This is a genomic window from Paenibacillus piscarius, from assembly GCF_022234545.1.
In the GTDB taxonomy this organism is placed as follows: Bacteria; Bacillota; Bacilli; order Paenibacillales; family Paenibacillaceae; genus Paenibacillus_AQ; species Paenibacillus_AQ piscarius.
This window is the reverse complement of record NZ_JAIEUI010000007.1, coordinates 247,311-270,387: the sequence shown is the minus strand read 5'-3', so window position 1 is coordinate 270,387 and position 23,077 is coordinate 247,311. Positions and strand designations below refer to the sequence as shown.

Annotated in this window: 18 protein-coding genes; 13 read left to right on the top strand and 5 right to left on the bottom strand. The window is 55.6% G+C overall.

Translation table 11 applies throughout. From position 1 onward, the window contains the following. The first annotated feature begins 22 nt into the window (after positions 1-22). Both K1558_RS14460 and K1558_RS14455 read left to right on the top strand, forming a co-directional pair. The gene (locus K1558_RS14460; RefSeq protein ID WP_238652293.1) at positions 23-1,579 is read left to right on the top strand and encodes a response regulator; all 1,557 of its coding nucleotides are present in this window, start codon (positions 23-25) and stop codon (positions 1,577-1,579) included. A 6-nt stretch (positions 1,580-1,585) separates the two neighbouring features. Continuing rightward, complete coding sequence (locus K1558_RS14455; RefSeq protein ID WP_238652292.1) at positions 1,586-3,346, top strand: cache domain-containing sensor histidine kinase; 1,761 nt, start codon at positions 1,586-1,588, stop codon at positions 3,344-3,346. A gap of 73 nt (positions 3,347-3,419) precedes the next feature. On the opposite strand, the gene K1558_RS14450 is transcribed toward K1558_RS14455, so the two are convergent. The 4 genes from K1558_RS14450 to K1558_RS14435 all read right to left on the bottom strand — a co-directional run bounded on the left by K1558_RS14450 (position 3,420) and on the right by K1558_RS14435 (position 7,887). Continuing rightward, positions 3,420-5,126, bottom strand: coding sequence for a CPBP family intramembrane glutamic endopeptidase (locus tag K1558_RS14450; RefSeq protein ID WP_238652291.1), 1,707 nt, complete (start codon positions 5,124-5,126; stop codon positions 3,420-3,422). Between the two features lie 76 nt (positions 5,127-5,202). Continuing rightward, entirely contained in the window at positions 5,203-6,771 is a 1,569-nt protein-coding gene (locus tag K1558_RS14445; RefSeq protein ID WP_238652290.1) for a hypothetical protein, read from the bottom strand. Beyond that, a complete protein-coding gene (locus K1558_RS14440; RefSeq protein WP_238652289.1) occupies positions 6,768-7,499 on the bottom strand; it encodes an ABC transporter ATP-binding protein in 732 nt (243 codons plus the stop codon). The genes K1558_RS14445 and K1558_RS14440 overlap by 4 nt, the downstream gene beginning before the upstream one ends. Before the next feature lie 7 nt (positions 7,500-7,506). Beyond that, positions 7,507-7,887: a GntR family transcriptional regulator gene (locus tag K1558_RS14435; RefSeq protein WP_238652288.1), complete on the bottom strand. Its 381-nt coding sequence runs from the start codon at positions 7,885-7,887 to the stop codon at positions 7,507-7,509. Positions 7,888-8,081: 194 nt separating this feature from the next. Between K1558_RS14435 and K1558_RS14430 the strand changes: the two genes are divergently transcribed. The 6 genes from K1558_RS14430 to K1558_RS14405 all read left to right on the top strand — a co-directional run bounded on the left by K1558_RS14430 (position 8,082) and on the right by K1558_RS14405 (position 16,500). After that, positions 8,082-9,443, top strand: a complete 1,362-nt coding sequence (locus tag K1558_RS14430; protein ID WP_238652287.1) for a TrkH family potassium uptake protein — start codon at positions 8,082-8,084, stop codon at positions 9,441-9,443. Between the two features lie 14 nt (positions 9,444-9,457). Continuing rightward, positions 9,458-10,129, top strand: a complete 672-nt coding sequence (locus tag K1558_RS14425; RefSeq protein ID WP_238652286.1) for a potassium channel family protein — start codon at positions 9,458-9,460, stop codon at positions 10,127-10,129. Positions 10,130-10,466: 337 nt separating this feature from the next. Then, entirely contained in the window at positions 10,467-12,740 is a 2,274-nt protein-coding gene (locus K1558_RS14420; RefSeq protein ID WP_238652285.1) for an AraC family transcriptional regulator, read from the top strand. Between the two features lie 215 nt (positions 12,741-12,955). Further along, positions 12,956-13,912 carry an ABC transporter permease gene (locus K1558_RS14415; RefSeq protein WP_238652284.1) on the top strand — a complete coding sequence of 319 codons (957 nt, stop codon included), beginning with the start codon at positions 12,956-12,958 and terminating at the stop codon, positions 13,910-13,912. A 14-nt stretch (positions 13,913-13,926) separates the two neighbouring features. After that, entirely contained in the window at positions 13,927-14,826 is a 900-nt protein-coding gene (locus K1558_RS14410) for a carbohydrate ABC transporter permease (RefSeq protein WP_238652283.1), read from the top strand. Between the two features lie 27 nt (positions 14,827-14,853). After that, positions 14,854-16,500 carry a type 2 periplasmic-binding domain-containing protein gene (locus K1558_RS14405; protein ID WP_238652282.1) on the top strand — a complete coding sequence of 549 codons (1,647 nt, stop codon included), beginning with the start codon at positions 14,854-14,856 and terminating at the stop codon, positions 16,498-16,500. 118 nt (positions 16,501-16,618) lie between these two features. Here the strand turns inward: K1558_RS14405 and K1558_RS14400 are convergent, their stop codons facing one another. Continuing rightward, complete coding sequence (locus tag K1558_RS14400) at positions 16,619-17,518, bottom strand: LysR family transcriptional regulator (RefSeq protein WP_238652281.1); 900 nt, start codon at positions 17,516-17,518, stop codon at positions 16,619-16,621. Positions 17,519-18,014: 496 nt separating this feature from the next. Between K1558_RS14400 and K1558_RS14395 the strand changes: the two genes are divergently transcribed. The 5 genes from K1558_RS14395 to K1558_RS14375 all read left to right on the top strand — a co-directional run bounded on the left by K1558_RS14395 (position 18,015) and on the right by K1558_RS14375 (position 23,068). Further along, positions 18,015-18,680: a succinate dehydrogenase cytochrome b558 subunit gene (locus K1558_RS14395; RefSeq protein WP_238652280.1), complete on the top strand. Its 666-nt coding sequence runs from the start codon at positions 18,015-18,017 to the stop codon at positions 18,678-18,680. A 52-nt stretch (positions 18,681-18,732) separates the two neighbouring features. Further along, positions 18,733-20,475, top strand: a complete 1,743-nt coding sequence (gene sdhA / locus K1558_RS14390; RefSeq protein ID WP_238652279.1) for a succinate dehydrogenase flavoprotein subunit — start codon at positions 18,733-18,735, stop codon at positions 20,473-20,475. A 71-nt stretch (positions 20,476-20,546) separates the two neighbouring features. After that, a complete protein-coding gene (gene sdhB, locus K1558_RS14385; protein WP_238652278.1) occupies positions 20,547-21,311 on the top strand; it encodes a succinate dehydrogenase iron-sulfur subunit in 765 nt (254 codons plus the stop codon). Positions 21,312-21,522: 211 nt separating this feature from the next. After that, on the top strand, positions 21,523-22,335 hold the full coding sequence (locus tag K1558_RS14380; protein WP_238652277.1) for a DUF3891 family protein: 813 nt from the start codon (positions 21,523-21,525) through the stop codon (positions 22,333-22,335). Between the two features lie 46 nt (positions 22,336-22,381). Continuing rightward, positions 22,382-23,068, top strand: coding sequence for a potassium channel family protein (locus K1558_RS14375; protein WP_238652276.1), 687 nt, complete (start codon positions 22,382-22,384; stop codon positions 23,066-23,068). Positions 23,069-23,077: the final 9 nt, after the last annotated feature.

The window sequence follows — 23,077 nt, the reverse complement described above, 5'->3', positions numbered from 1 at the left end:
GCATGAAGGGATGCTGAATGCGATGTATAGAGCCGTCTTGGTGGATGATGAGAATTATGACCTGGAGGGGCTGCGCTGCCTGATTCCCTGGCGTGAGCTTGGGATTGAAGCGGTCTGCAGCGAGAGCAATCCGCTGGCTGCTCTTCAATATATCGAGAATCATGAGATCGACCTGCTGATTACGGACATCAGGATGCCGGCTGTTTCCGGTATGGAGCTGTCCCGCGTGGCGCTGGAGCTGAATCCGGGGCTCAAAATCGTGTTCATCAGCGGCTACCAGGAATTTCATTATGCCAAGCAGGCCCTCGATTTGAAGGCCCATGCCTACATTCTTAAGCCGGTAGATGATGAGGAGCTGATCAGCGTGCTGCGCACAGCTACCGCCGAGCTCGAGCTGGAACGAAGGAGGGTGCCGGAAGACGGCGGCATGATCGCTTCCTTCAATTTCATTAAGAATGATGTGCTGCAGCATCTGCTGGAAGGCAGCATTGACGGGGCTACACTGGGTGAATTTCTGGCCCGGTATCCGCTGGATTTGTCCTTCACCAGCGCCTCCGCCGTGCTGATTGAGGCCGATGATGTTCTGATGCGGGTGCAGGAGCAGCCGGAGGGGGGCTATGCCGGTCTGGACAGGCTGTTTCAATATATCGGCTCAGAGATTGACGCTTCCGCTGCCGGAAAATGGTGCCGGCTGAACCGTTCACAGCTCGGCTTCGTCTATACCGGCCCGCGCCGGACACTGGAAGAGTGGCTCCAGCAACTTGTGCTGAGGGTCCGTGAGCACACCGACTACACCATAACTGTGAGTTATGGAGCCGAGGTGTGGTCTCTGGGGGAGCTGGCCGCCTCCTTTTCCCAGGCTAAGGCTTATATGAACGGCAAGATGTTCATCGGCAAGAACAGGGTCATTCCGCCGGTGATGAACAAGCCGGGCATGGTCCAGGATATCAAGGAGCTGAGCGTGGTTCTGGAGGGGATGTTCGCGGCTATGGCTGCCTACAGGCTGGCGGATATTTGCGACTGGCTTGATGAGCTGTTCGAGATAGCGGCACTGTTCGAGCATCCGGTGAAGGTCTATCATTTCTCCATTCATATCGTTACCCGGCTGGAGGCGTATCTGGGCACACTCAACGAAACTTACGAGAGTCTGCAGCAGATGGACGCTATTCATCACCTGGAGACTGTTGACGATATCAAACGCTGGCTGCGGCGTACCTTATTCGAGATTTCCGAGCTGCTGTTCCTGAAGAAGCGGCACAAGAACCGCCGGCTGATGGAGGGAATTGAAGCCTATATAAGGGAGAGATTAACGGAGAATCTTACCTTGCGGGGGGTGGCCGGCCATTTCGCCTATTCGCCGAATCATCTCGGAGTTCTGTTCAAAGAACACACGGGCGAGAGCTTCAATGAGTATCTTGTGCGGCTCCGCATGGAGAAGGCGATTCTCCTGCTCGACCAGCCTCAATACAAAATCTATGAGGTGGCTGATCAGGTCGGCTACAAGAACATCGCTTATTTCAGCAGGCAGTTCCGGGAATATTTCCATATGACCGCAGCCGATTACAGGAAGCAGAGCTGATCTCTCATGCAGATGAAGCGTGCGAAATCCGTATACCTTCCCTTAAGTTATAAGCTGCTTATCTCCTATCTGGTACTGGTACTGACACCGATCATTGCCATCGGCAGTTATGCCTACCTGTCGTCTGTGCGTTCCATCGAGGAGCACACCAGAAGCAATCTGGAGGTGGCAGTCAAGCAAATGGCCAGCAACGTGGATTTCCGGCTGAAAGATATGGTCCGCAGTACCGATGAGCTGTACGCAGACCAGGCCCTGGCGCGTTATCTGGCAGGCTATCATTCCGGCTGGGAGAAATACAGCATTATGTCGCAGTATATTCTTCCCAGGCTGAAGAACGCGGCGAATCTGCCCGACCCGGAGGTCGAGCTGTCCATGTATGTAAGCAATCCGGCTGTAGGGGAATTCTATTATAACGATCATGCCGCAGAGGATGTCCGGAAGTATTCTTTGTTTCACATGGACCGGATTGAGGAGGAAGAATGGTACACCAAGCTCAATCTGCATTACGGCTCCAGGGAATGGCGGCAGGTGGGGAATGACAGGGCGAACGGCAGCATCTCCTACCTGCGGCCCTTGATTAACTATGATACTCTGCAACTGAACGGTCTGATCATGATGACAGCGGATATGAAGTACATCTTCTCGGATGCCGTATCGGGGCAGCTGGGGGAGGACAGCATCCTGTTCGTCGTGGACAACGGCGGCCGCCTGCTCTTCACCAGCCCCCGGAACGGGCTTATCCCTGATCCGCTCTCTTCGGATGCTTCAGGTTATATGAAGCAGCCCAAATCTTATATGGAGATTAAACGGCCGGTAACGAATATGCCAGCCAGTGTAGTGGCCTGGATTCCCTATGCCTCCCTGCAAAAGAATTCACAGCAGGTCCGTAATGTAACCATCGGCATCTGTCTGGTCACCCTGGTGCTGCTCGTGCTGATCAGTCTGGCGATGTCCCAGTATTTCTCGCGCAGCTTCCAGAAGCTGGTTGCTTCCCTGAAGTCTTTTCAGGAAGGGGACTTTCATAAGCGGATGCCGGTCCGGGGCAAGGATGAGTTTGCGGAGATCAGCAGTGCTTTTAACGAGATGGCTTCAACGATTCAGCGGTTAATTGATGAGGTCTATGTCGTCAGTCTGGAGAAAAAGGAGACCGAGCTTCAGGTGCTGCATTCCCAGATGAACCCGCATTTCCTCTACAACACCTTCTCCTCCATCAGCCGGATGGCCAAGCTGGGGGAGATTGATAAGCTGCATGAGGTCATCCGCTCGCTGGCCCGGTTCTACCGGCTGACGCTGCACCGGGGAGAGATGATTATTCCCGTGAAGCAGGAGCTGCAGATTGCCGAATCGTATCTCGATATTCAGCGGATCAAGAATGCCGACCGGATTCAGGTTGCCTATGCGATTGCACCGGAGGTACTGGAGAGCGAGAGCGTGAAATTTATTCTGCAGCCGTTTATAGAAAATGCGCTGGAGCATGCCTGGTATGACGATGAGATTTCACTAATGATCCGTGCTTATCTGGAAGAGGGGGATGTGGTCTTCGAGGTGGAGGATAATGGGCTCGGAATGAAGGAGGAGCTGATCGGGCAGATCCTTGCGCCTGCGGGCCAGGGCATCGGCTACGGCATCCGCAACGTGGACCAGCGGATCAAGCTGCAGTACGGCAGACCGTATGGCGTAGCGATTCACAGCTCGCTGGGCGAAGGCACGCTGATTAGGCTCCGCTTTCCTTACCGCCCTTATCATTCTGTGCCGGAAGAGGCATAGCAAAAAATTATAGCTCTTTACAGCAGCAGCGGCTGCGCTATCCCGGATCAGGAGGCGCAGCCGCTGCTGGTGCTTATGGAGTAGGGACTGGTTCTGCCGGCTTCGGCTCCCGTGGAGGGTTGAAGCGGTATACCAGATAACCGACGATGAATGGGAGAATGATGGTCACGATGCCTGCCCCTACATTCACTTTATCCTGCATGAAGATCAGCGTCGCGCCCATCAGGATGCTGTCGAACACGACATGGCTGAACATCGCGGCGATGAACCCGTGGCGCAGGAAAATGTAACTGAACAAGAGCCCGATCACCGTCAGCTCAATCGGCCGCGAGATGACCGGATAGATCGGGTAGAGCGTATGTCCGAGCGCCCAGATCAGGGTCGTAATCAGTGAAGCGATGAACGTATTCCTGACCAGCTTCTTCAGCATCTGAATCCCGAACAGCCGGTAGACTGCCTCCTCAGAGAGGCCGGCCAGCCAGGCGACAATCGGCAGCAGCCAGGCATACTTCATGTTGTAGGGCGACTGTGCCGCATCGGTGGTGGACCAGTTATCCAGCGTATATGACAGGATAATGAACATAACGGTCTGAACGCCAAGCAGAATGAAGGCCCAGATATAACCGGCCTGGATGCTGTTCAGCACATAGCGGCCATACCCCGGCTCCTTCGCCCGGGGCCAGGGGTTCAGCTTCTCCTCGGAGCGCCAGAGGCCGTCGCCGCCAACCAGTGAGAAGTAGAGCAGCAGCGACATCAGCAGGCTGTACAGCACATAGATGATGAACATGACGACCGCTGTAACCCGCGCTTCGGCACTGCCGCTGCCGGTTTCGGACACCGCGTTGTAGCTGCTGACCATCATAATCACGAAGTGGACCGAGCTGAGGAAGAGCCCGCGCCGCCAGGATGTGTGCCGTCTGCGCAGAATGCCGTAGATCAGCGCCAGAATGCCCAGCAGCAGCGTAGGCAGGCCATATCCGTACAAGGTCAGCTTCTTGGCCAGGGAGGTCTGCCCGTCCACATAGGAATCATGCCAGGCGGGGGCGGAGAATCCGGCGCGGAAATAAGAGACCGCTTCCCCGTCATAATTAAACTGGTAATACAGTGGAGATTCGCCTACTTTGACCGAGCTGTCCGAGTAGACAAGCCCGAAGCCACCTGTGCCAGACTCCATCTGCAGCTTCGCGGGGTTGGCTCCCCATTGCTGCAGCCAGGGGCGGGCGAGGCTCTCCTTCTTCTCCAGACTTAAGTCCGGTATGCTGCTGGCGGGATTAGCCTTTCCGTTGCGCCCAGCCGCCGGTGCGGCCGGTCTCTCCCCGTAGTCACGTCCGGCCGCCGCATCGGCATCGGGCCCGGTGGCGAAAGCGGCGACCTGGCCGGTATACATATTGAGGTCTACCGCAAGCCGGGCCGCCGCTTCCCCGGAGGTGTAGAGCACGGCGTGATAGACATCGAACGGGTAGCGCTGATCGAGCTTGTTTTTGGAATAATCGCTCAGCAGCTTCTCCCGGGACATATAGCCGTAGAATGAGGAGTCCGTCTTATACAGAACCACCCATTCATCCCCGGCTGCGGCTTCGTAGCCGAGCTGCTTCGCGGCGAAATCAGCAGCCTTCTCGCGGATATCCGCCTTGGGGAGGGGAGCCGGATTCCCTCCGGATTCCTGGAGCAGCTGAGGGGCAATCTGGAACAGAACGAACAGGATCAGTCCGAGAATTCCGGCAATGATTAGCTTGAGCGCAGGGGGCCGGGACTCTAGGGGCTGGCCGATGGGATTCATGGAATGCCTCCTTGGTTTGAATTTAGCTGTGCTGCTTGAAAAGCCGTACTATCCTCTTACGTCAAGATGGCCGGGCTTATGCCTGTTTCTTAGCCGCCTGCTCTTTATTTGTTCCGAGTGCCAGGTGAAAATACTTGGCACCTGCCACGGTGCAGCACATGGCAAGCGGCAAACCGATCAATGCGGCTAGGCCGGGGATGGACCATGACGGATAAGGAGCGACGGTGAACTGGTCCGGGAACAAGTATTTGTTGATCTGAGGCAGGATAAGTAAGACGGCCACTATCACTACAAAGAGCAATGGTGCCAGTGCCTTGGATTTCATCAGGTAATAGATGCTTTGCAGCACACCCAGGCCCAGTGTTAAGGCCAGTGTGTAGACAACAAGGGAATACCATAGCCAGGATATGTACAGGCTTATGTGATATGGAGCAGGACTCCCGATAACCTGTGTTGCAGCAATGCCGGCAAGCATAGAACAGGCCAGTACAAGCAGAATGCGCATAACCGTAACCCATACAGCGGCAACTCCGGAGAGCAGCAGACGCAGCCGGCTCTGGGGGAATAGCAGCCACCAGGACAGCTGCTTCTGTTCCAGGCTGCTACGGGAAAGCATCCACAAGAACCCGAACATCACAGGAAGAGTAAAGGGAATTCCGAGACATGTGAGGAAAGCCTCAAGGTCGCCGGTTAAGAAATAAGCGGCAACCGCCATAAGAACCGGAAGAGCGAGCTTCAATACCACTACACTCCTGTGCCTTTCCATGGAGCGGAGCCGGCTGGCATCCAATCTGTATAAGCTCAGCAAGGGGGAGCGGCTGCCTGTAGAACATGCAGACCGGGCCAGACCCCGGGGCGTCTTATAGCCCGAATGCAGGGGTGAGCCTTCAGCCGGCTTGCTCTCCGGCTGGGGCAGCATGCTGAAGCCCTTGCCGGCAATCACGGGCAGCAGAACGTAGTAGACGCTCAAGTCGAGTATAAGCAATATCACGCTATATATTAGCATATATTGCGGTGATAGATACTCAGATCCGTAGAAGGCGGCAGCAGTGGCGGCATCATTCAACAGAATGGCGGCGGTTAAAGGCGCCAGCCAGAGCAGTGAATAAGGAACTGCAAGCAGCAGGAGCAGAACCTGGCTGCGGATAGACATCAGCACACTGACCAGCAGACCGCTCATGATGGCCAGGGGCAACAGGGTGAGAATAAGCAAGCTGTAAGCAATCAATGTATAGATGAACCCGAAGGCGGGCAGCGGCTCATACCGGCCGGACAGAACAGAGAGCCCATAGAGCAGAGCGGCAGCAGTGAAGACGGGACCGGCTATTCTCAGGCAGAGCTTCAGCAGGCTGTGCGCCTTGGCCCGGAGCAGGGTAAGCCGCGGAGCCGGAAAGGTCAGGAACCAATCCTTATGCCGCTGCCCGTAGAAGCTGATCATATGTATTGCGGATACTCCCATCGCGATAATCCACAGCAGGATCGCAGCCGTAAGGAACGGAGACTGTGGAGTGATGCCGGAGAGCGGAAAGAACAGGCCGGCAGGCAGCAATACTGCCATCAGAGCCAGGCCGGCCAGCAGCTCATGCACCTTCTTCAGACGATAGCGGCTGTATTCCAGCTTCACAATAGTCTTAAGCGCCGTCATGCGAACACTTCCCGGTAACGTGATTCCACAGAATAGCCGGAGCGCCGCAGCTGATCCACATCATCAATTCCCTGAATCCGTCCTCCGCCGATCAGAATCAGGCGGTCAAAGAGCAGCTCCATCTCACGGATGTCATGGGTGGCAATCAGGAAGGTACGGCAACCGCCTGCCATCTCTCCTACAACAGCAGAGGCAATCACTTCTCTGGAGATCAGATCCACGCCGGTGAACGGTTCATCCAGGATAATCAGCGCTGCCTGACGCGAGAGGCAGGTTAAGAGCTGCAGGCGGGCTTCCTCGCCGCGGGACATGGTGGAGATTAGCGAGTCCGGTGTGACGGATAGGCTGAGCAGCAGCTCTGCCGCCTTGCCGCTGTCCCAGTCCGGATAGATGCCTGCGGCGAAGCCCAGCCATTCCTGCACGGTCAGCCAGCCGGGCAGACTGCTGCGGTCAGGAAGCATGGAGATCTCCCCGAGCCGCTCAATACCGGCGGGTCTGCCGTTAATGTTGACCGTGCCGGACCCTGCGGGAGTCAGACCGGATATAATCCGCAGCAGGGAGGACTTGCCTGCACCGTTCGGTCCAAGCAGGCCGGTGATGCTGCCCTGGGGAATATGGAAGCTGATGCCGTCCAGGATCACCCGGTTCTTAATCACGAACCGTAAATCCCGGCACTCTACCGCCGCGGGAGCGGCCGGTGCGTCTTGTGCCGTTCTATTTATATTCATAGTTTCTTCATTCCTCCTTATTCATTTGCAGCATTTGCTCAGCGGTTAGTCCAAGTGAGGCCGCAATCTCCTTAAACTGCTGTACAGCTTGGCGAATAATTGCCTTGCGTGCATCTGCAATGACCCCTTCCTCCCGGGTGACGAAGGTTCCCTGACCACGGTAGGTTACAATCAGTCCCATCCGCTCCAGCTCCTGATACGTGCGGGCAGCTGTAGTAGGATTGACGCCTCTGCTGGCGGCCAGATCCCTGACAGAGGGCAGGCGTACGCCAGGCGGAATCATACCGCTGACAATCCGTTCCCGGATGGCCTGGACAAATTGCTCATAGATCGGCAGTGAAGGGTTGATCAGGAATTGCTCCGGCAACAGCTCATAGGATGAATCCACCGGGGGCCTCCTTTCTAAATTCTATTCATTATGGTGTGTATGGATACTGACCATACACTTTATATTTATAGTGTACCACTTGGCACCATACAATTTCAAGCGGGGGATTTTATTGAAGAAATGATGCTTTGTGAAGTTCGGCAATAACGTATATAATTTGGTATGTTTATTTGAACTCTGAAAGGATGAGGGGTGTGGCTTCACCGTTTCCCAAGAATACGAACTTCCGGTTCCTGAAGCTGGCTCCGCCGCAGATTCTCGTGCTTGGCTTCGCCGCTGTCATATTTATCGGAACGCTGCTGCTGATGCTGCCCGTATCCGCAGTATCCGGCCACCCGCTCAGCTTCATGGATGCGCTGTTCACCGCTACCTCTGCGGCCTGTGTTACCGGGCTGGCTGTGGTTGACACGGGAACCCATCTGAGCGGCTTCGGACAAGCGGTCATCCTGGTGCTGATTCAGATCGGCGGGCTCGGCTTCATGACGATGGCTACGCTGCTTGCGCTGGTGTTCCGGCGCAGAATCTCCCTGCGCGACCGGCTGATTCTTCAGGAGGCGATGAATCAGAGCTCGATGGAGGGAATCGTGCGGCTGATCCGCAAGGTGTTGCTCTATTCTCTGATGATCGAAGCGGCTGGGGCGGTTCTGCTGTCGGTCCGCTGGTCCTTCGATATGCCGCTGGGCCGTGCTATATATTATGGAGTATTTCATGCGGTATCTATGTTCAACAACGCCGGCTTCGATCTGTTCGGCGGACATGACCACAGCCTGATCAGCTATGTCGGCGATCCGGTCATCAATCTGACGGTGCTGGCCCTGATCATCAGCGGGGGGATTGGCTTCATTGTCATCTCCGATCTCGCGGACTACCGCCGCAAGCGGCGGTTATCGCTGCACAGCAAGGTGGTTCTGTCGATGACCGCCGGACTGATTCTGACCGGGATGGCTGTGATCTTCATCTTCGAATTCACCAATACGCGGACGCTGGGTCCGCTGAACCTGTGCAGCAAGCTGTGGGCATCCCTGTTCCAATCTGCCGCTCCGCGTACGGCCGGGGCCAATACAGTTGATATTACGGGCCTGCGCCAGGCGACCCAGTTCTTCCTCGTGATTCTGATGTTCATCGGTGCTTCGCCGGGCTCCACCGGCGGCGGCATCAAGACGACGACCTTCACACTGATGGTCGGATCGGTCATCTCCATGCTGCGCGGGCGGGAGGATATTGTACTCTTCCGCTACCGGCTGGCCCAGGAGCGCGTGTTCAAGGCACTGACGATTACCCTGCTCGCGCTGCTCTTGATCGTCACGGTCTCGATGATGCTCTCGACTACGGAGAAGCTGCCCTTCCTGATCATCCTGTTCGAGACAACCTCGGCTTTCGCCAATGTGGGACTGAGCCTGGGGCTGACGCCCGAGCTGACACAGGTCGGCAAGGTGCTGATCTGCCTGACGATGTTCGCCGGACGGCTGGGGCTGCTGACGCTGGCTTATGCGCTGGGGCCGAAACAGGGTAAACCATTGTATAAGTACCCGGAAGGCAAAATGATAATTGGATAAGGGGTAAACGGAATATGAGACCACAGCAGTTTGTTGTAATCGGCCTGGGCCGTTTCGGTTCGAGCCTGGCGCTGGAGCTGATGTCCATGGGCTATGAGGTGCTTGGCATCGACCACCAGGAGGAACGGGTGGAGGCCATGACCGGGCAGCTGACCCATGCCGTGATGGCGGATGCCACGGATGAAGGGATTATGCGCTCCCTCGGGGTGCGTAATTTCGACTGCGGCATTGTGGCGATCGGCGATAATATGGAGCGGAGCATCCTGGCTGCGATTCTGCTCAAGGAGCTCGGCGTTAAGCAGGTGGTCGGCAAGGCGATCTCGATTCTGCACGGGCGGGCGTTGTCGAAGCTGGGGGTGGACCGGGTGATTTTTCCGGAGCGGGATATGGGCATCCGTGTAGCACATCAGCTCGTGACGCCGAATCTGCTGGACTATATCGAGATCTCCAAGGACTACAAGGTTGTAGAGCTGGCCGTGCCTGCCTGTATGAACGGCAAAAGCCTCTCCGAGCTGAACACGCGTGCCAAGTACGGCTGCAGCATCATCGCCCTGAACCGCGGGGATGGGATCATCGTCGCCCCGACAGCGCATGATTACGTGCAGCAGGGGGACATCATGGTGGTGATCGGCTCCAACGAGAGCATCGAGGAGTTCGAGGATGAAGCGGTGAACGTGGAAGGGTAAGCAGGCGAATAGCCGCAGCCCGGGCCTGGATGATTAGACATCCGGGCTTTTTTGCGTATACTGGCCGGATGTAATCGAAAAACCGACCACAATTCGCCAAGCGGGGGCGTGTGTGCCAAATGTAATTGAAAAACCGACCACATTGCGCCAAGTGAAGGCGTACGGGCCAAATATAATCGAAAAACCGACCACATTGCGCCAAGCGGGGGCGTGTGTACCAAATGTAATCGAAAAACCGCTATGTTCCTCATCGCTAATTTCTCTATACATATATGTTAAATGTATCCTGTAATGATAAAATAAAAATGTTGAATTTCTGATCTTAGGGGGATAGATAATGAAAAAAACGCCGATGCTCCTGCAGCTGGCCTTCATTCTGTTCTGCATTATGGCCATTCCCACGGCGGTTCTGACCTGGTACAGCGGATCGCAGATTATAGAGAACTCTGAGGCAGCCATCGGGGAGTCCTCGCTGGCCGGACTGAATGCAAGCCGCCGCCTGAACGAGACGGCGCTGGCCAATCTGGCCCAGGATACGTCGCGTCTGGCGGCGACGAATATTTTTGACCGCATCCGCAGCTTCAGGACGTACGAAGACATCAACGCCAATTACAACAATGTGAGCCTGGCGCTCTCGGTGACCAAGGAGCTGCTGAATCTGAACCGCCGCGTGGACGGTGTGTATTCCTCTTTCTTCTATCTGAAGGATTCGGATTATGTCTTCTCGACCGACAGTAGCATCACCACGCTTGCCCGTTATGAGCCGCTGGACTGGATGGACAAGGCGCTCGAAGGGCACAAGGGAATCAGCGGGGTATGGGTCCCCCGCAGGCTGGCGTCAGGGGAGTATGTAGTATCGTATGTGTATCCGCTCAACCGTCTGTCCACTACCACCAGCGGGATTATTGTAGTTAATCTGAAGGAGAGCCAGATCGGCAATTACCTTCACGGTACGGAGACCGCCGGAAGCAACAGCCTGCTGCTGGATGCCTCGGGAACAGTGATCTCCTTCAATGACCGGGCCCGGCTGCTATCCGACGGCCGGAAGCTCCCTTTCCTCCGGGAGATTATGGGCCAGGAGTCCAATGAGGGGTATACCTTCCGTGAGCTTGAGGGCAACCGGATGGTCTATGCCTGGAGCCGTTCGCCCATGTCGGGCTGGTGGAATGTAAGCTGGAGCTCGATGGATGAGCTGATGCAGCGTTCCAAGGAGATGCAGGGGAAGATCATCCTGCTGACCGGAACCATTATTGTGCTCGGAACGCTGCTGGCGATTCTTCTGGCCACCTGGCTGTCCAGGCCGCTGCGGCAGCTGGTACGGACGATCCGTGCGAAGAGCGATCTGGGGGTAGTGAACAGGAATGAGCTGGCCTTCCTGAGCCTGGCCTTCAAACGGATGCAGGAGGAGGAAGAGAGCCTGTTCCAGCTGCTGCAGGAGCGTGAGCAGGATACCCGCAGCCTGGCGGTGCACCGCCTGCTGCGCGGCGAGATTCCGCCGCGGATTGCGGAGGTGTTCCCCTATCGCTGCTACCGGGTCATCGTTGTCTCCATTGACCAGTACCGGAGATATGCCGCCCATACAAACACAGAGACGCGGAGTTATCACCAATATCTGCTGGGTGCCAAGTATGAAGGCCTGTTCCCGGAGCCGCTGAACGCCCGCAGTGTCTATCATCATGACGGCTGTATGGTGATCGTTCTGAACTTTGACCCGGAGGAGGGGGAGGCGTTCAGCGGCCAGATCCATCAGGCGCTGGAGGAGATCCGGGATGAGTCGCTTGAATTGCTGGAGCACTCCGTCACGATTGGGGTAAGCGACCCTGCGGATACCCCGGGAAGAGTGGCGCTGCGGCTGTTCGAAGCGATGGAGCTGATCAAGCGCCGGATGATTAACGGAGCCGGAAGCATTATGTACTGGCATGAGGAGGAGGAAGAGGAGAACAGCCGCAAGTATCTCGATTCTGAGAGCAGCGAGCGGCGGATTCTCAACTTCCTGGATGCGGGCAACCTGGCCGGAATCTTCAAGGAGCTGCAGAGCCTCCGCAGCCGGATCGCCGCTGAGGAGAATATCGCCTACGATAATATTATGTTTATCTATTACCAGCTGGTGGGGGCGACCCTCAAGCATCTCCGGGAGAACCATCTCGGGACCGGGCGGATGATGACGGGCCAGGGCAATGTATACTCTAATCTTGCCGCTATGGATACATTGGATGAGCTGGAGGAATATCTGTACGGGTTCTATTGCGACATTGTCCAGAGCCTGGACCGCAGCCCCCGGGAGACCAATCATGCGCAGCGGATCATTGACTATCTGACGCAGCATTACAAGGAAGAGATTGTGTTCGAGGAGATGGCCAAGCAGCTTGGCATCAGCTACTCCTATATGCGCAAGCTTGTCTACGAGCAGACCGGGAAAAGCATGATCGACTTCGTCAATCAGCTGCGGATCGAGAAGGCCAAGGAGCTGCTGCTGGAGCCGGGATTAAGCATCAAGCAGATTGCCGCAGAGGTCGGCTACTATAATGTGCAGAGCTTCAACCGCTTCTTCCGCAAGTATGAAGGGATGCCGCCGAGCGGCTACAGATCGGCCAAGAGCAAAAGTTCCTAGAACAGCTTATTGTAAGCGCTTTATAACTTTTGGCAATGCCTATCAGATTTGATTATTTGCCCGCTGCTGAGGCCTTGAGGGGCGTGGCTTCATCAAATGTGATAGGCAATCATCAATAGTCATGATATTCAAAGCCCGGGCTGAGCGGATAGCATAGGAAGCAAGCCGGATCACATTAGACCGGTCATAGAACTTTCAGCCGGGGGGTGAACATATTGAAAGTTGCAAGCGCTTCACAAACAGATCACAGTCCTCTATTAAAAAGAAAACAAGGCTTCAGCTATTATCTGCAGCGGGACTGGCAGCTCTATCTGCTCGTGATGCTTCCGCTCGCTTTTGTCATCGTATTCAAGTACCTGCCGATGGGCGGCCTGGTCATCGCCTTCAAGGACTACAAGATCGCACGTGGCTTCTGGGGCAGTGAATGGGCGGGAATGGAGGTCTTCCAGCAGCTGTTTGCCAAGCCGGATTTCATGAAGGCTATCCGCAACACCCTGCTGCTGAACGTGCTGGACCTCATCTTCAGCTTCACGATGCCGATCGTGCTGGCGCTGCTCCTTAATGAGATCAGGAGCATCCGCTTCAAGCGCATTAACCAGACGGTGCTGTACCTGCCGCACTTTCTGTCCTGGGTCATTATCGGCGCGATCGCCTACCAGCTGCTCAGTGAGGGCGGCGGGGTGGTCAACAATCTGATAGAGCTGATGGGCGGGAAGCGGATTCCGTTCCTGCAGCAGGATAACCACTGGCTGGTCAGCTATCTGGTCATCGGCGTGTGGCAGAGCATGGGCTGGGGGACGATTATCTATCTGGCGGCGATGAGCGGCATCAACCCCGAAATGTATGAAGCCGCTACGGTTGACGGGGCAGGCCGCTGGAGAAAAGTATGGAATATTACGCTCCCGTCCATCCGGGCGACGATTGTCACGCTGCTGATCATGGCCCTCGGCAAAGTGATGGACGGCTCCTTCGAGCGGATCTATGCGCTGCAGAATAAGGCGACCACGGAGTTCACCACCACCATTCCGGTGCTGGTCTACCGCTGGGGGATCGAGAGCGGCAATTTCAGCCGTGCCACCGCCATCGGATTATTCCAGTCCGTGATCGGTATTATCCTGGTCATCTCCGCCGACCGTGTGGCCAAGAAGCTGGGTGAGGATGGAATCCTGTAGAGAGGAGAGGAACCATGAAAGCTGCAACCGGAGGCCCGGCCGTATCCCATAAAGCGCGAGTTGATATCTGGGAATGGCTGATCCGCCTCGTCATCATTACCGCTTCCCTGATCTGCCTGCTGCCGTTCGTGCATGTCGTCTCCAAATCCTTAAGCGCTGATTCCTTCGTCATCGCCAATAAGGTCTTCCTGTGGCCGCAGGGCTTCACCATCGAAGCGTACCGCAAAATCTTCGCGGATGCCAGCATCCTCCGTTCCTTGTACATCTCGGTGATTGTAACCGTGCTGTTCACGATTCTGGGCATGATTCTGACCATCTGCGCCGCGTATCCGCTGTCCCGGACCCAGTTCAAGGGGCGGAGGGTGATCACCTTCATTTTCCTGTTCACGATGTATTTCAGCGGCGGCATTATTCCCGATTATATGAACATCAACAATCTGGGACTGATGGATACGATCTGGTCGCTGGTGCTGCCGCTCTCCTTCAGTGCGTTCAACCTGCTGATTATGAAAACCTCGCTGACCAGCAGCATTCCGGTCAGTCTGGAGGAATCGGCGCGCATTGACGGGGCCGGGCATTTCCGCATTCTGTTCAGTATTGTGCTGCCCCTGTCCAAGCCGATTATGGCCACACTGTCTCTCTTCTACGCAGTCGGCCGCTGGAATGCCTATCAGGATGCCCTGTTCTATATCAAGCATGAGACCTCGCTCCGACCGCTGCAGCTTAAGCTGTATTATCTGGTCATTCAGGCCAGTGAGAGCTTCCAGCTGGAAGCAAGCCAGGTGCAGCTCAGTAACCCGGAGGTGCTGAAGGCATCGGTCGTTGTGTTCGCTACGCTGCCTATTCTTTGTGTGTACCCGTTCGTTCAGAAATATTTTGTTCAAGGCGTGATGTTAGGGGCGGTCAAGGAGTAAAGAATATGAATTCATGGGGGAATTGCGATGAACCGAAGAAGTGTATATTCAATACTGATGGCATCAGTCATGACAGCCGGTCTGCTGGCAGGATGCACCGGGGGGAACAAGGCCAAGAATGCCGAAGCCACCAATGCGCCTGCGGAGACAGCGGCAGCTACGAACCAGGCGGAAGGGGCCTATCCGGATTATTCCAAGGGCTTCGAGAAAAAAGTCTCGCTCGACATCCCTGTCTACGAACGCGCCTATGAGGGCTGGAACGTGTCCGATAACTACTATACCCGTTGGGTGCAGGCAGAGTTCGGCGACAAGTACAATATTCAGGTGAATTATGTGCCGATTACGCGCTCCAAGGAGGTCACCGATTTCGAACAGCTGCTGGCCTCGCATAAGGCGCCGGATATTATTTTCCATTATGATATGCCGCAAGCGCTTACTTATTATGGTGAAGACGTCTTGCAGCAGCTGGACTGGAGCGAAATTGAGAATTATGCACCTACCTACTGGAAGAATATGGGCGAGACTATTAAGCAGTACGGGGTGGTGGATGAGAAGAATACGTTCTTCTTCGCCGCACGGCCGGAGGCAGATAACTTTGTCGGCATTATCCGCAAGGACTGGGTGGAGAAGGTCGGCATGAAGGTGGAGGATCTGACCTCCCTGGAGAAGTATAACGAGATGCTGGTCAAATGGAAGGAAGCGGGTCTTGGCGTGACGGGCGGAGCGCTGCTGCAGAACTTCTTCAACTTCAATTATCCATTCCGGGACTGGCCGGTTGACCCCAAATACCGCGCGCTGTACTCCGACCTTAGTGTGGCTGACCTGACCACGAAGGAGACAGAGGCTTATCTGCGCAATCTCAACTATCAGTATAATAACGGCCTAATCGACAAGGAGTTCTACCTCCGCAACGATGAGCCTAAGATTAAGGCGGAATTCGTAGCCGGCAAAACAGGCACCTTCGGCTTCTATCTCGCCAATAACACCGACGTCTTCGCTGCAACGCTCCAGAACAACCCGGAGGCTGAATTCGCTGTAGTGCCGCCGTATGCAGGCGTACCGGAAGGCAAGAAGCCGCAGGGGCGCGCCTACTGGCCGTTCGGCTTCATCATGGGCATCAACTATGAATCCACGCCGGAGGAACGGGCAGCGGTCTGGATGTACCTGGAATGGCTCAGCCAGCCGGAGAACCTGTTCAAGTTCCAGAACGGGATTGAAGGGGAGAACTATACGCTGGATGCGGACGGCATTGCCCTGAAGAACCCGGATTACAAGGGTGAAGCGGTGCTGGCGCAGAACAACAACAAGGACTACTGGGGTCTGGTGACGGAAATTGCCCAGTACCCGGATGAGGCCAAGACCCGCAAGGCTAACCTGCGCAACTGGGCTCCGGCCGGTTACGAGCAGCTGGCGGAGGACTTAGTGAAATATTATGACGAGACGGCTGAATTCCGTACGCCGGATGCCCTGTTCAGCACGGTGCTGGAGAAGGTGAATGAATATAAGGCTGACCTGAATACACTGTTCCAGGAGCTGTACGTGAAGGTGGTGCTGGCCCCGGAAGCCGAATTCGACGCCACCTATGAGGCGGCCAAGAAGACCTATCTGGAAGCGGGCTATCAGGAGATTCTCGATGAGAAGCAGGCAGCCATCGATGCCGGCAAGTTCCGGTAAGGCGAAGGAGCAGAGGACAATAGCAGAAATAACTTAACCTTGGATAAAATGACCCGGCAGGCCGATCCTTAGCGATCAGAAGGCTTGCCGGGTCATTGCTGTGAGCTGCGGCGGGCGGCTAGTCCCGGGTGTTCAGGAACACATCCTCCGTGACCTGCACCAGGCAGCGGGCCGCTGTGCTGAGTCCGCCGCTGCTCTGATAGATCAGGCAGGTGGTGCGCTGGGTCTGCTCCAGCTCCTTGATGTGCAGTGACACCAGTCCCCCTCCGTTCAGCAGCTCGGGGCGGAGATAGGAGTTGGGCAGCAGGGCGGCCGCCTTGACGGTCGGCAGCAGGCGGACGATCGCCTCGAACGAATCGATCTCCATCCGCACATCCGGCTCCACCCCGCAGCGGTGGAACAGATCGTCGGTGGTCCGGCGGTACCATGTTCCCTTGGAGAACAGGATCATCGGCAGCCGGGACAGGTGGTCCATGGTGAGCCGGGGCGTCAGGGTCAGCGGGTGCTGCTCGGAGACGACCAGCCGGAGCTGGTCCTCGAATAAGGGAATCGAGCGCAGGCCCGGCTCATGCACCTGGGAGGCGATGAGGCCGACATCGCATTTGCCTTCGCTGACCGCCGTCACCATCTCATGCGTCTTCCCGGTGATGAGCTTCAGCTCGGCAGCCGGGTATTTCTCTGTATAGGCCTTCACCAGCGGGGGCAGCGTCGTCTGCAGAGTGGTGAGGCTGGCACCCAGCGTCACGAACTGCGGCTCGCCTTCCTTGAACTTGGATAATGCCTCCAGGAACCTGGACCGCTGCTGCCGCTGCTCCAGCGCATAGGTGTAGGCAAGGCGGCCCACCTCCGTAAGCTCCAGCCGCTTGCCGAAGCGGTTGAACAGGGCAACGCCCAGGCGCTCCTCCAGCTTGGAGATTTTGCGGGAGAGGGCGGGCTGGGACAGATTGAGCTGGCGGGAAGCGCGGTTCAGGCTGGAATGCTCCACTACTGCAGCAAAAGCATCTAAGTCATCGTACATTTCTTACCCTCCTTCAAACCGCAGATTGTGATAAAAGGCATAGCAGGAGACGGGGGAGTTGTCGAAATTATAGGATATATGCAATATCATGAAGTCAATCCGCAAGCTAAATGAGAATTATTATCACATTAAAAATATTCTTATGCAGATATTGTATAACGATTAATAATTAGATTGCAATTCCCTTATAAGCGAAAAAAGAGTAACATGAAAAGTGACACAAGATATTCACATATTGTGAATGATAGAGCAAAGTCCGGGAAAACAATGATATGTGGCGAAAATGGCTTATTCCAGCAGTTGTAGGCCTGCCGCCGCCCTGTTTCAACTGTACTTCCGGCTGTGTATGCTCTTAAAAAGATAAGAATTTATGTGCTCTGCACATTAAATTTTGCTTATCTTTCTCGCTGAAACGGTACCGTCCTTTCTCAAGGACAGAGCAGCCGTTTCAACTTGTGAAAACGCTGTTTTTTTAATTGGAAAGGGGACACTTTGCATGAGAGGATTTTATTCCAGAAAGATTCATTCCTTGCTCGGCATCATCCCGCTCGGGGCCTTTTTCCTTGAGCACATGCTGACGAACTTCTCGGCTGTTGAGGGTGGTGCTTCCGGTTTCACTGACAGTGTGCTGTGGCTGAACAGCCTGCCGCTGGTCTTCTTCCTGGAATTGTTCGGCATCTGGCTGCCGCTGCTGTACCATGGCGTGTACGGGCTGTACATTGCTTACCAGTCGAAGCCGAACCTGAACCGCTTCAATCTGGAGCGCAACTGGCGTTATACGCTGCAGCGCATCACCGGCGTGATCACCTTCGTCTTCATTATCTGGCATCTGTGGGATACGCGGGTCCAGGTAGCGCTCGGCAAGGTGGAGCATGATCAGCTTGGCGGAGTCATGCATAACATTGTGACCCAGCCGCTGCTGATGACACTCTATATCGTCGGTATCGTGGCCGCCTGCTTCCACTTCTCCAATGGTCTGTGGTCGTTCCTGATCAGCTGGGGAATTACGGTCGGCCCGCGTTCCCAGAGAGTATCATCGGTTCTCTGCCTGGGAATATTCGTGATTGTCACCTTCATGTTCGTGCTGTCCCTGGTGACCTTCCGTGGTGATGAATTCCAAGCCGCAGCTACGGCAATGCAGTCGATAGGCAGCGGGGTTTAAGAATACAGACGAAGAAGCGGAGCTTCCGCATTACTTTTAGGAGGGAACAATCATGGCATCAGCCGATATCATCATCGTGGGCGGCGGTCTGGCCGGCCTGATGGCTACCATTAAGGCCGCCGAATCCGGCGCGCATGTACATCTATTCTCACTGGTCCCTGTCAAAAGATCGCATTCCGTCTGCGCACAAGGCGGCATCAATGGCGCTGTGAACACCAAGGGCGAAGGAGATTCGCCCTGGGAGCATTTCGACGATACCGTCTACGGAGGCGACTTCCTGGCGAATCAGCCTCCGGTGAAGGCCATGTGTGAGGCCGCACCGGGCATTATCCACCTGATGGACCGGATGGGCGTGATGTTTAACCGCACGCCGGAGGGGCTGCTTGACTTCCGCCGGTTCGGCGGCACGAAGCGCCACCGCACGGCCTTTGCCGGGGCGACTACCGGCCAGCAGCTGCTCTATGCGCTGGATGAGCAGGTGCGCCGCTGGGAGGCCGAAGGATTGGTCACCAAGAGCGAGAACTGGGAGTTCCTCTCTGTGATCCTGGATGATGAGCGGGTCTGCCGCGGCATCAGCGCCCAGAACCTGAAGACGATGGAGATTCAGACCTTCCCGGCGGATGCGGTCATTCTGGCCAGCGGCGGCCCGGGGATTATTTTTGGCAAAACCACGAATTCCGTCATTAATACCGGAACCGCGGCCAGTGCGGTCTATCAGCAGGGTGTGCATTATGCGAACGGGGAATTCATCCAGATTCACCCGACGGCGATTCCCGGCGATGACAAGCTGCGGCTGATGTCGGAATCGGCGCGCGGTGAAGGCGGACGGATCTGGACGTATAAGGACGGTAAGCCGTGGTACTTCCTCGAAGAGAAGTATCCTTCCTACGGGAACCTGGTGCCGCGCGACATTGCTACCCGTGAGATCTTCAATGTCTGTGTGGATCAGGGCCTGGGCATCAACGGCGAGAACATGGTCTACCTCGACTTGTCCCACAAAGACCCGAAGGAGCTTGACGTTAAGCTGGGCGGCATCATCGAGATCTATGAGAAATTCATGGGCGATGATCCGCGTAAGATTCCGATGAAAATTTTCCCGGCAGTCCATTATTCGATGGGCGGCATGTGGGTTGATTACAACCAGATGACCAATATTCCCGGCTTGTTCGCTGCAGGGGAATGTGAATATCAATACCACGGTGCGAACCGTCTGGGAGCGAACTCGCTCGTCTCGGCGATCTACGGCGGCATGGTGGCCGGGCCGAAGGCTGTTGAATATATTAAGGGGCTGAAGAAATCGGTGCAGGATATCTCCTCCACGGTATTCGACCGCTTCCACAAGACACAGACCGATAAATATGAGGCGCTGCTCGGCATGACCGGCACGGAGAACGCTTATGTGATCCACAAGGAGCTTGGCGAATGGATGACAGCGAACATGACCGTGGTGCGTGAGAACAAGCGGCTTGAATCCACCATCGGCAAAATCAAAGAGCTGAAGGAGCGCTACCGAAACATTAACATGAGCGACACTTCCCGCTGGAGCAACCAGGCAGTAGCGTTCACCCGCCAGCTGTGGAACATGCTGGAGCTGTCGGAGGCGATGACGCTCGGAGCACTGATGCGCAACGAGAGCCGGGGCGCACATTATAAGCCGGAATTCCCGCAGCGCAATGACGAGGAGTTCCTGAAGACGACTATAGCCGCCTGGACGGCAGACGGTCCGCAGATCTCTTATGAGGATGTGGATGTGTCGCTGATTCCTCCGCGGGTACGCGATTATTCGAAGGATTAAGTGAAGCCGGCTTGGCGAACAAAGATTCGGAAGCAGGCCGGACTATCCAAACTTTCTAGGAGGTAACTGACATGGCGGAAACTGCAGCAGCTCCCAAAAATGTTAAATTCGTTATTACCCGCCAGGATGAACCGGAGACAAGCCCGTATACAGAGGAATTCGAGCTTCCTTACCGTCCGGGGATGAACGTGATCAGCGCACTGATGGAGATTCAGCGCAATCCGGTGAATGCAAAGGGCGACAGCACCGTTCCCGTATGCTGGGAATCCAACTGTCTGGAAGAGGTGTGCGGCGCCTGCTCCATGGTCATCAACGGCAAGCCGCGTCAGGCCTGCGCTGCGCTGATCGATAATCTGGAGCAGCCGGTGCGCATTGAGCCGATGAAGACCTTCCCGGTCGTGCGTGACCTGGTGATTGACCGCAGCCGGATGTTCAACGCCCTGAAGCGGGTCAAGGCCTGGATTCCGATTGACGGCACCTATGATCTCGGTCCGGGACCGCGTATGCCGGAGAAGAAGCGGCAGTGGGCTTATGAATTATCCAAATGCATGACCTGCGGCGTCTGCCTGGAGGCTTGCCCGAATGTCAATGAGAAGACCGACTTCATCGGTCCGGCAGCCATCTCCCAGGTCCGCCTGTTCAACGCTCACCCTACAGGTGAGATGAATGCGGAGGAACGCCTGGATGCGCTGATGGAGGACGGCGGCATTGACGGCTGCGGCAACTCGCAGAACTGTGTCCGCGCCTGTCCTAAGGGCATTCCGCTGACGACCTCCATTGCAGAGATTAATAAGCAGACCACCAAGCATATGTTCAAGCGCTGGCTGGGTGTCTAAGCCATAACCATAGCCGCAGGCCATTCGGGACTCCTCCTGAATGGCCTGTTTGGTTATGACTGCCACTCGCTGTAATGTTTCTGTACAGTCTCAAAGAGGGTACACATACAATATCCATAGGCCGCCGGATTCCGAGAAATATAGGCGGATATGTTATAATCTACATTAATCTACATAGCTAAGGGCAATGGACAACGGGGAGGAATGAGCAATGATATGTCGTGAGCAGGACGGCGCACTCATTATGATGAAGCAGCATGATCACGGGCTGCTGGCCGGGAATTTCGCGAAATGGTTCAAGGAGGAGCATACGCCGGCCGAAGGGCGGCGGGCCGAGGTGCTGTGGGCGGTGAGCCATCATGACCGGGGCTGGATCGATCTGGACGAGACGCCGTTCTGGAATGATGCGGAGGGACAGCCGTACAGCTTCATCGATTTCCCGGTGGTGCCGAAGCTGACCTTCTACAGACGGGGCATCGATGAGATTGAAGCCAAGACGCCTTACGGGGCGCTGCTGTGCAGCTCGCATTTTGAACGGCTGATCGAGGTGTCCGGGGAAGAGTGCCCTGAGCTGACGCAGTACCTGGAGGATGAGGCAGAGCGCAGAGCGCGCATCCACCGCAGGCTGGAGCAGGAGAAGCCGCTCGAAGAGGGCGAGCTGTATTACGATGCCAGACTGCTCCAGTTCTGCGACGATCTCTCACTGTTCCTGGCGTTGAACGAGCCGGGCAGCAAGGAATCCAAGAAGCATCCGTGGTTCGTGGACGGCTTCTCCGGCAGCGAGGAGTTCAGCTTCACCTCCGGCCGTGCGATCCATGCGAAGTGGCGGGACAACCGTACGCTGACGCTGGCCCCGTTCCCGTTCACACAGGACATCGAGGTCAGCTTCAAGCAGCGGCGGGTCAGCCTTAAGGCGGTACAGGATAAGGGCATCGCCCGGGCTTACCATGAGGCGCCGGAGGAAGAATGCAAGATCAGAGTCATAAGCGGACCGGAAGAAGATTCGCGGGCTAAGAACGGATAAGGACCTTGGCGGGAAGGCAAGAGCATAGAACAGGAGCGTAAAAGCCATGGCATGGTGGATCTGGGCTTTCAATATCGTTGTCATTGTATTGCTGGTACTGAGGTTTGCCCGGTTGAATCTGAACTGGATGGGCAGAGGCGTGCTGCTTGCTCCTATTCTGATCTATGCGCTGTTCTCGGTGGAGGATCTGCTGAATCTGATCGATCTGGGTACGATTGTGCCCGGCAACCGGGGCCTGCGCGGACTGATTCTGCTTTTTGTCCTGGCTTCAGTCCTGTTCTATATTTTGTTTATTTTCCATGAAATCAGGGATTCCAACAGCAAGGAAGTCAGGCTGCAGCAGACGCTGGTCCGGATCAGCATCGCTACGTTTACCTGCATTATTTTCTTTACAGTCGTATATACATCGATTTATAAGCTGTTTGGACAGTCCTCGTTCGAGGGGAAGGGCTTAGGCCAGGATCTGCTCAGCCAGTTGGTTACGTTTCTCTATTTCAGCGTGGCTACCTTTACGACCGTCGGTTACGGGGATATTGCTCCCATAGACAATTCCTCAAGGCTGGTTGTAGTTATGCAGATCTGCTTCAGCTTCATTACGGTCGCTTATGCGCTGTCCATGCTGGGCTTGTTCCGTAAGATTCTTGGGGTAAATACCACGGAGGAAGAGGTTGAGGCAGCCATTGAAGTAGATATTGATGACAAGGTGGACGAAGCCGTAGAAGATCGGCAATAATCCAATTAG

What these genes read in the sequence shown, in the direction of transcription:
- K1558_RS14460 (WP_238652293.1), top strand. Translation starts at nt 23, where the DNA reads ATGTATAGAGCCGTCTTGGTGGATGATGAGAATTATGACCTGGAGGGG.
- K1558_RS14455 (WP_238652292.1), top strand. Translation starts at nt 1,586, where the DNA reads ATGCAGATGAAGCGTGCGAAATCCGTATACCTTCCCTTAAGTTATAAG.
- K1558_RS14450 (WP_238652291.1), bottom strand. Translation starts at nt 5,126, where the DNA reads ATGAATCCCATCGGCCAGCCCCTAGAGTCCCGGCCCCCTGCGCTCAAG.
- K1558_RS14445 (WP_238652290.1), bottom strand. Translation starts at nt 6,771, where the DNA reads ATGACGGCGCTTAAGACTATTGTGAAGCTGGAATACAGCCGCTATCGT.
- K1558_RS14440 (WP_238652289.1), bottom strand. Translation starts at nt 7,499, where the DNA reads ATGAATATAAATAGAACGGCACAAGACGCACCGGCCGCTCCCGCGGCG.
- K1558_RS14425 (WP_238652286.1), top strand. Translation starts at nt 9,458, where the DNA reads ATGAGACCACAGCAGTTTGTTGTAATCGGCCTGGGCCGTTTCGGTTCG.
- K1558_RS14420 (WP_238652285.1), top strand. Translation starts at nt 10,467, where the DNA reads ATGAAAAAAACGCCGATGCTCCTGCAGCTGGCCTTCATTCTGTTCTGC.
- K1558_RS14410 (WP_238652283.1), top strand. Translation starts at nt 13,927, where the DNA reads ATGAAAGCTGCAACCGGAGGCCCGGCCGTATCCCATAAAGCGCGAGTT.
- K1558_RS14405 (WP_238652282.1), top strand. Translation starts at nt 14,854, where the DNA reads ATGAACCGAAGAAGTGTATATTCAATACTGATGGCATCAGTCATGACA.
- K1558_RS14400 (WP_238652281.1), bottom strand. Translation starts at nt 17,518, where the DNA reads ATGTACGATGACTTAGATGCTTTTGCTGCAGTAGTGGAGCATTCCAGC.
- K1558_RS14395 (WP_238652280.1), top strand. Translation starts at nt 18,015, where the DNA reads ATGAGAGGATTTTATTCCAGAAAGATTCATTCCTTGCTCGGCATCATC.
- sdhA (WP_238652279.1), top strand. Translation starts at nt 18,733, where the DNA reads ATGGCATCAGCCGATATCATCATCGTGGGCGGCGGTCTGGCCGGCCTG.
- sdhB (WP_238652278.1), top strand. Translation starts at nt 20,547, where the DNA reads ATGGCGGAAACTGCAGCAGCTCCCAAAAATGTTAAATTCGTTATTACC.
- K1558_RS14380 (WP_238652277.1), top strand. Translation starts at nt 21,523, where the DNA reads ATGATATGTCGTGAGCAGGACGGCGCACTCATTATGATGAAGCAGCAT.
- K1558_RS14375 (WP_238652276.1), top strand. Translation starts at nt 22,382, where the DNA reads ATGGCATGGTGGATCTGGGCTTTCAATATCGTTGTCATTGTATTGCTG.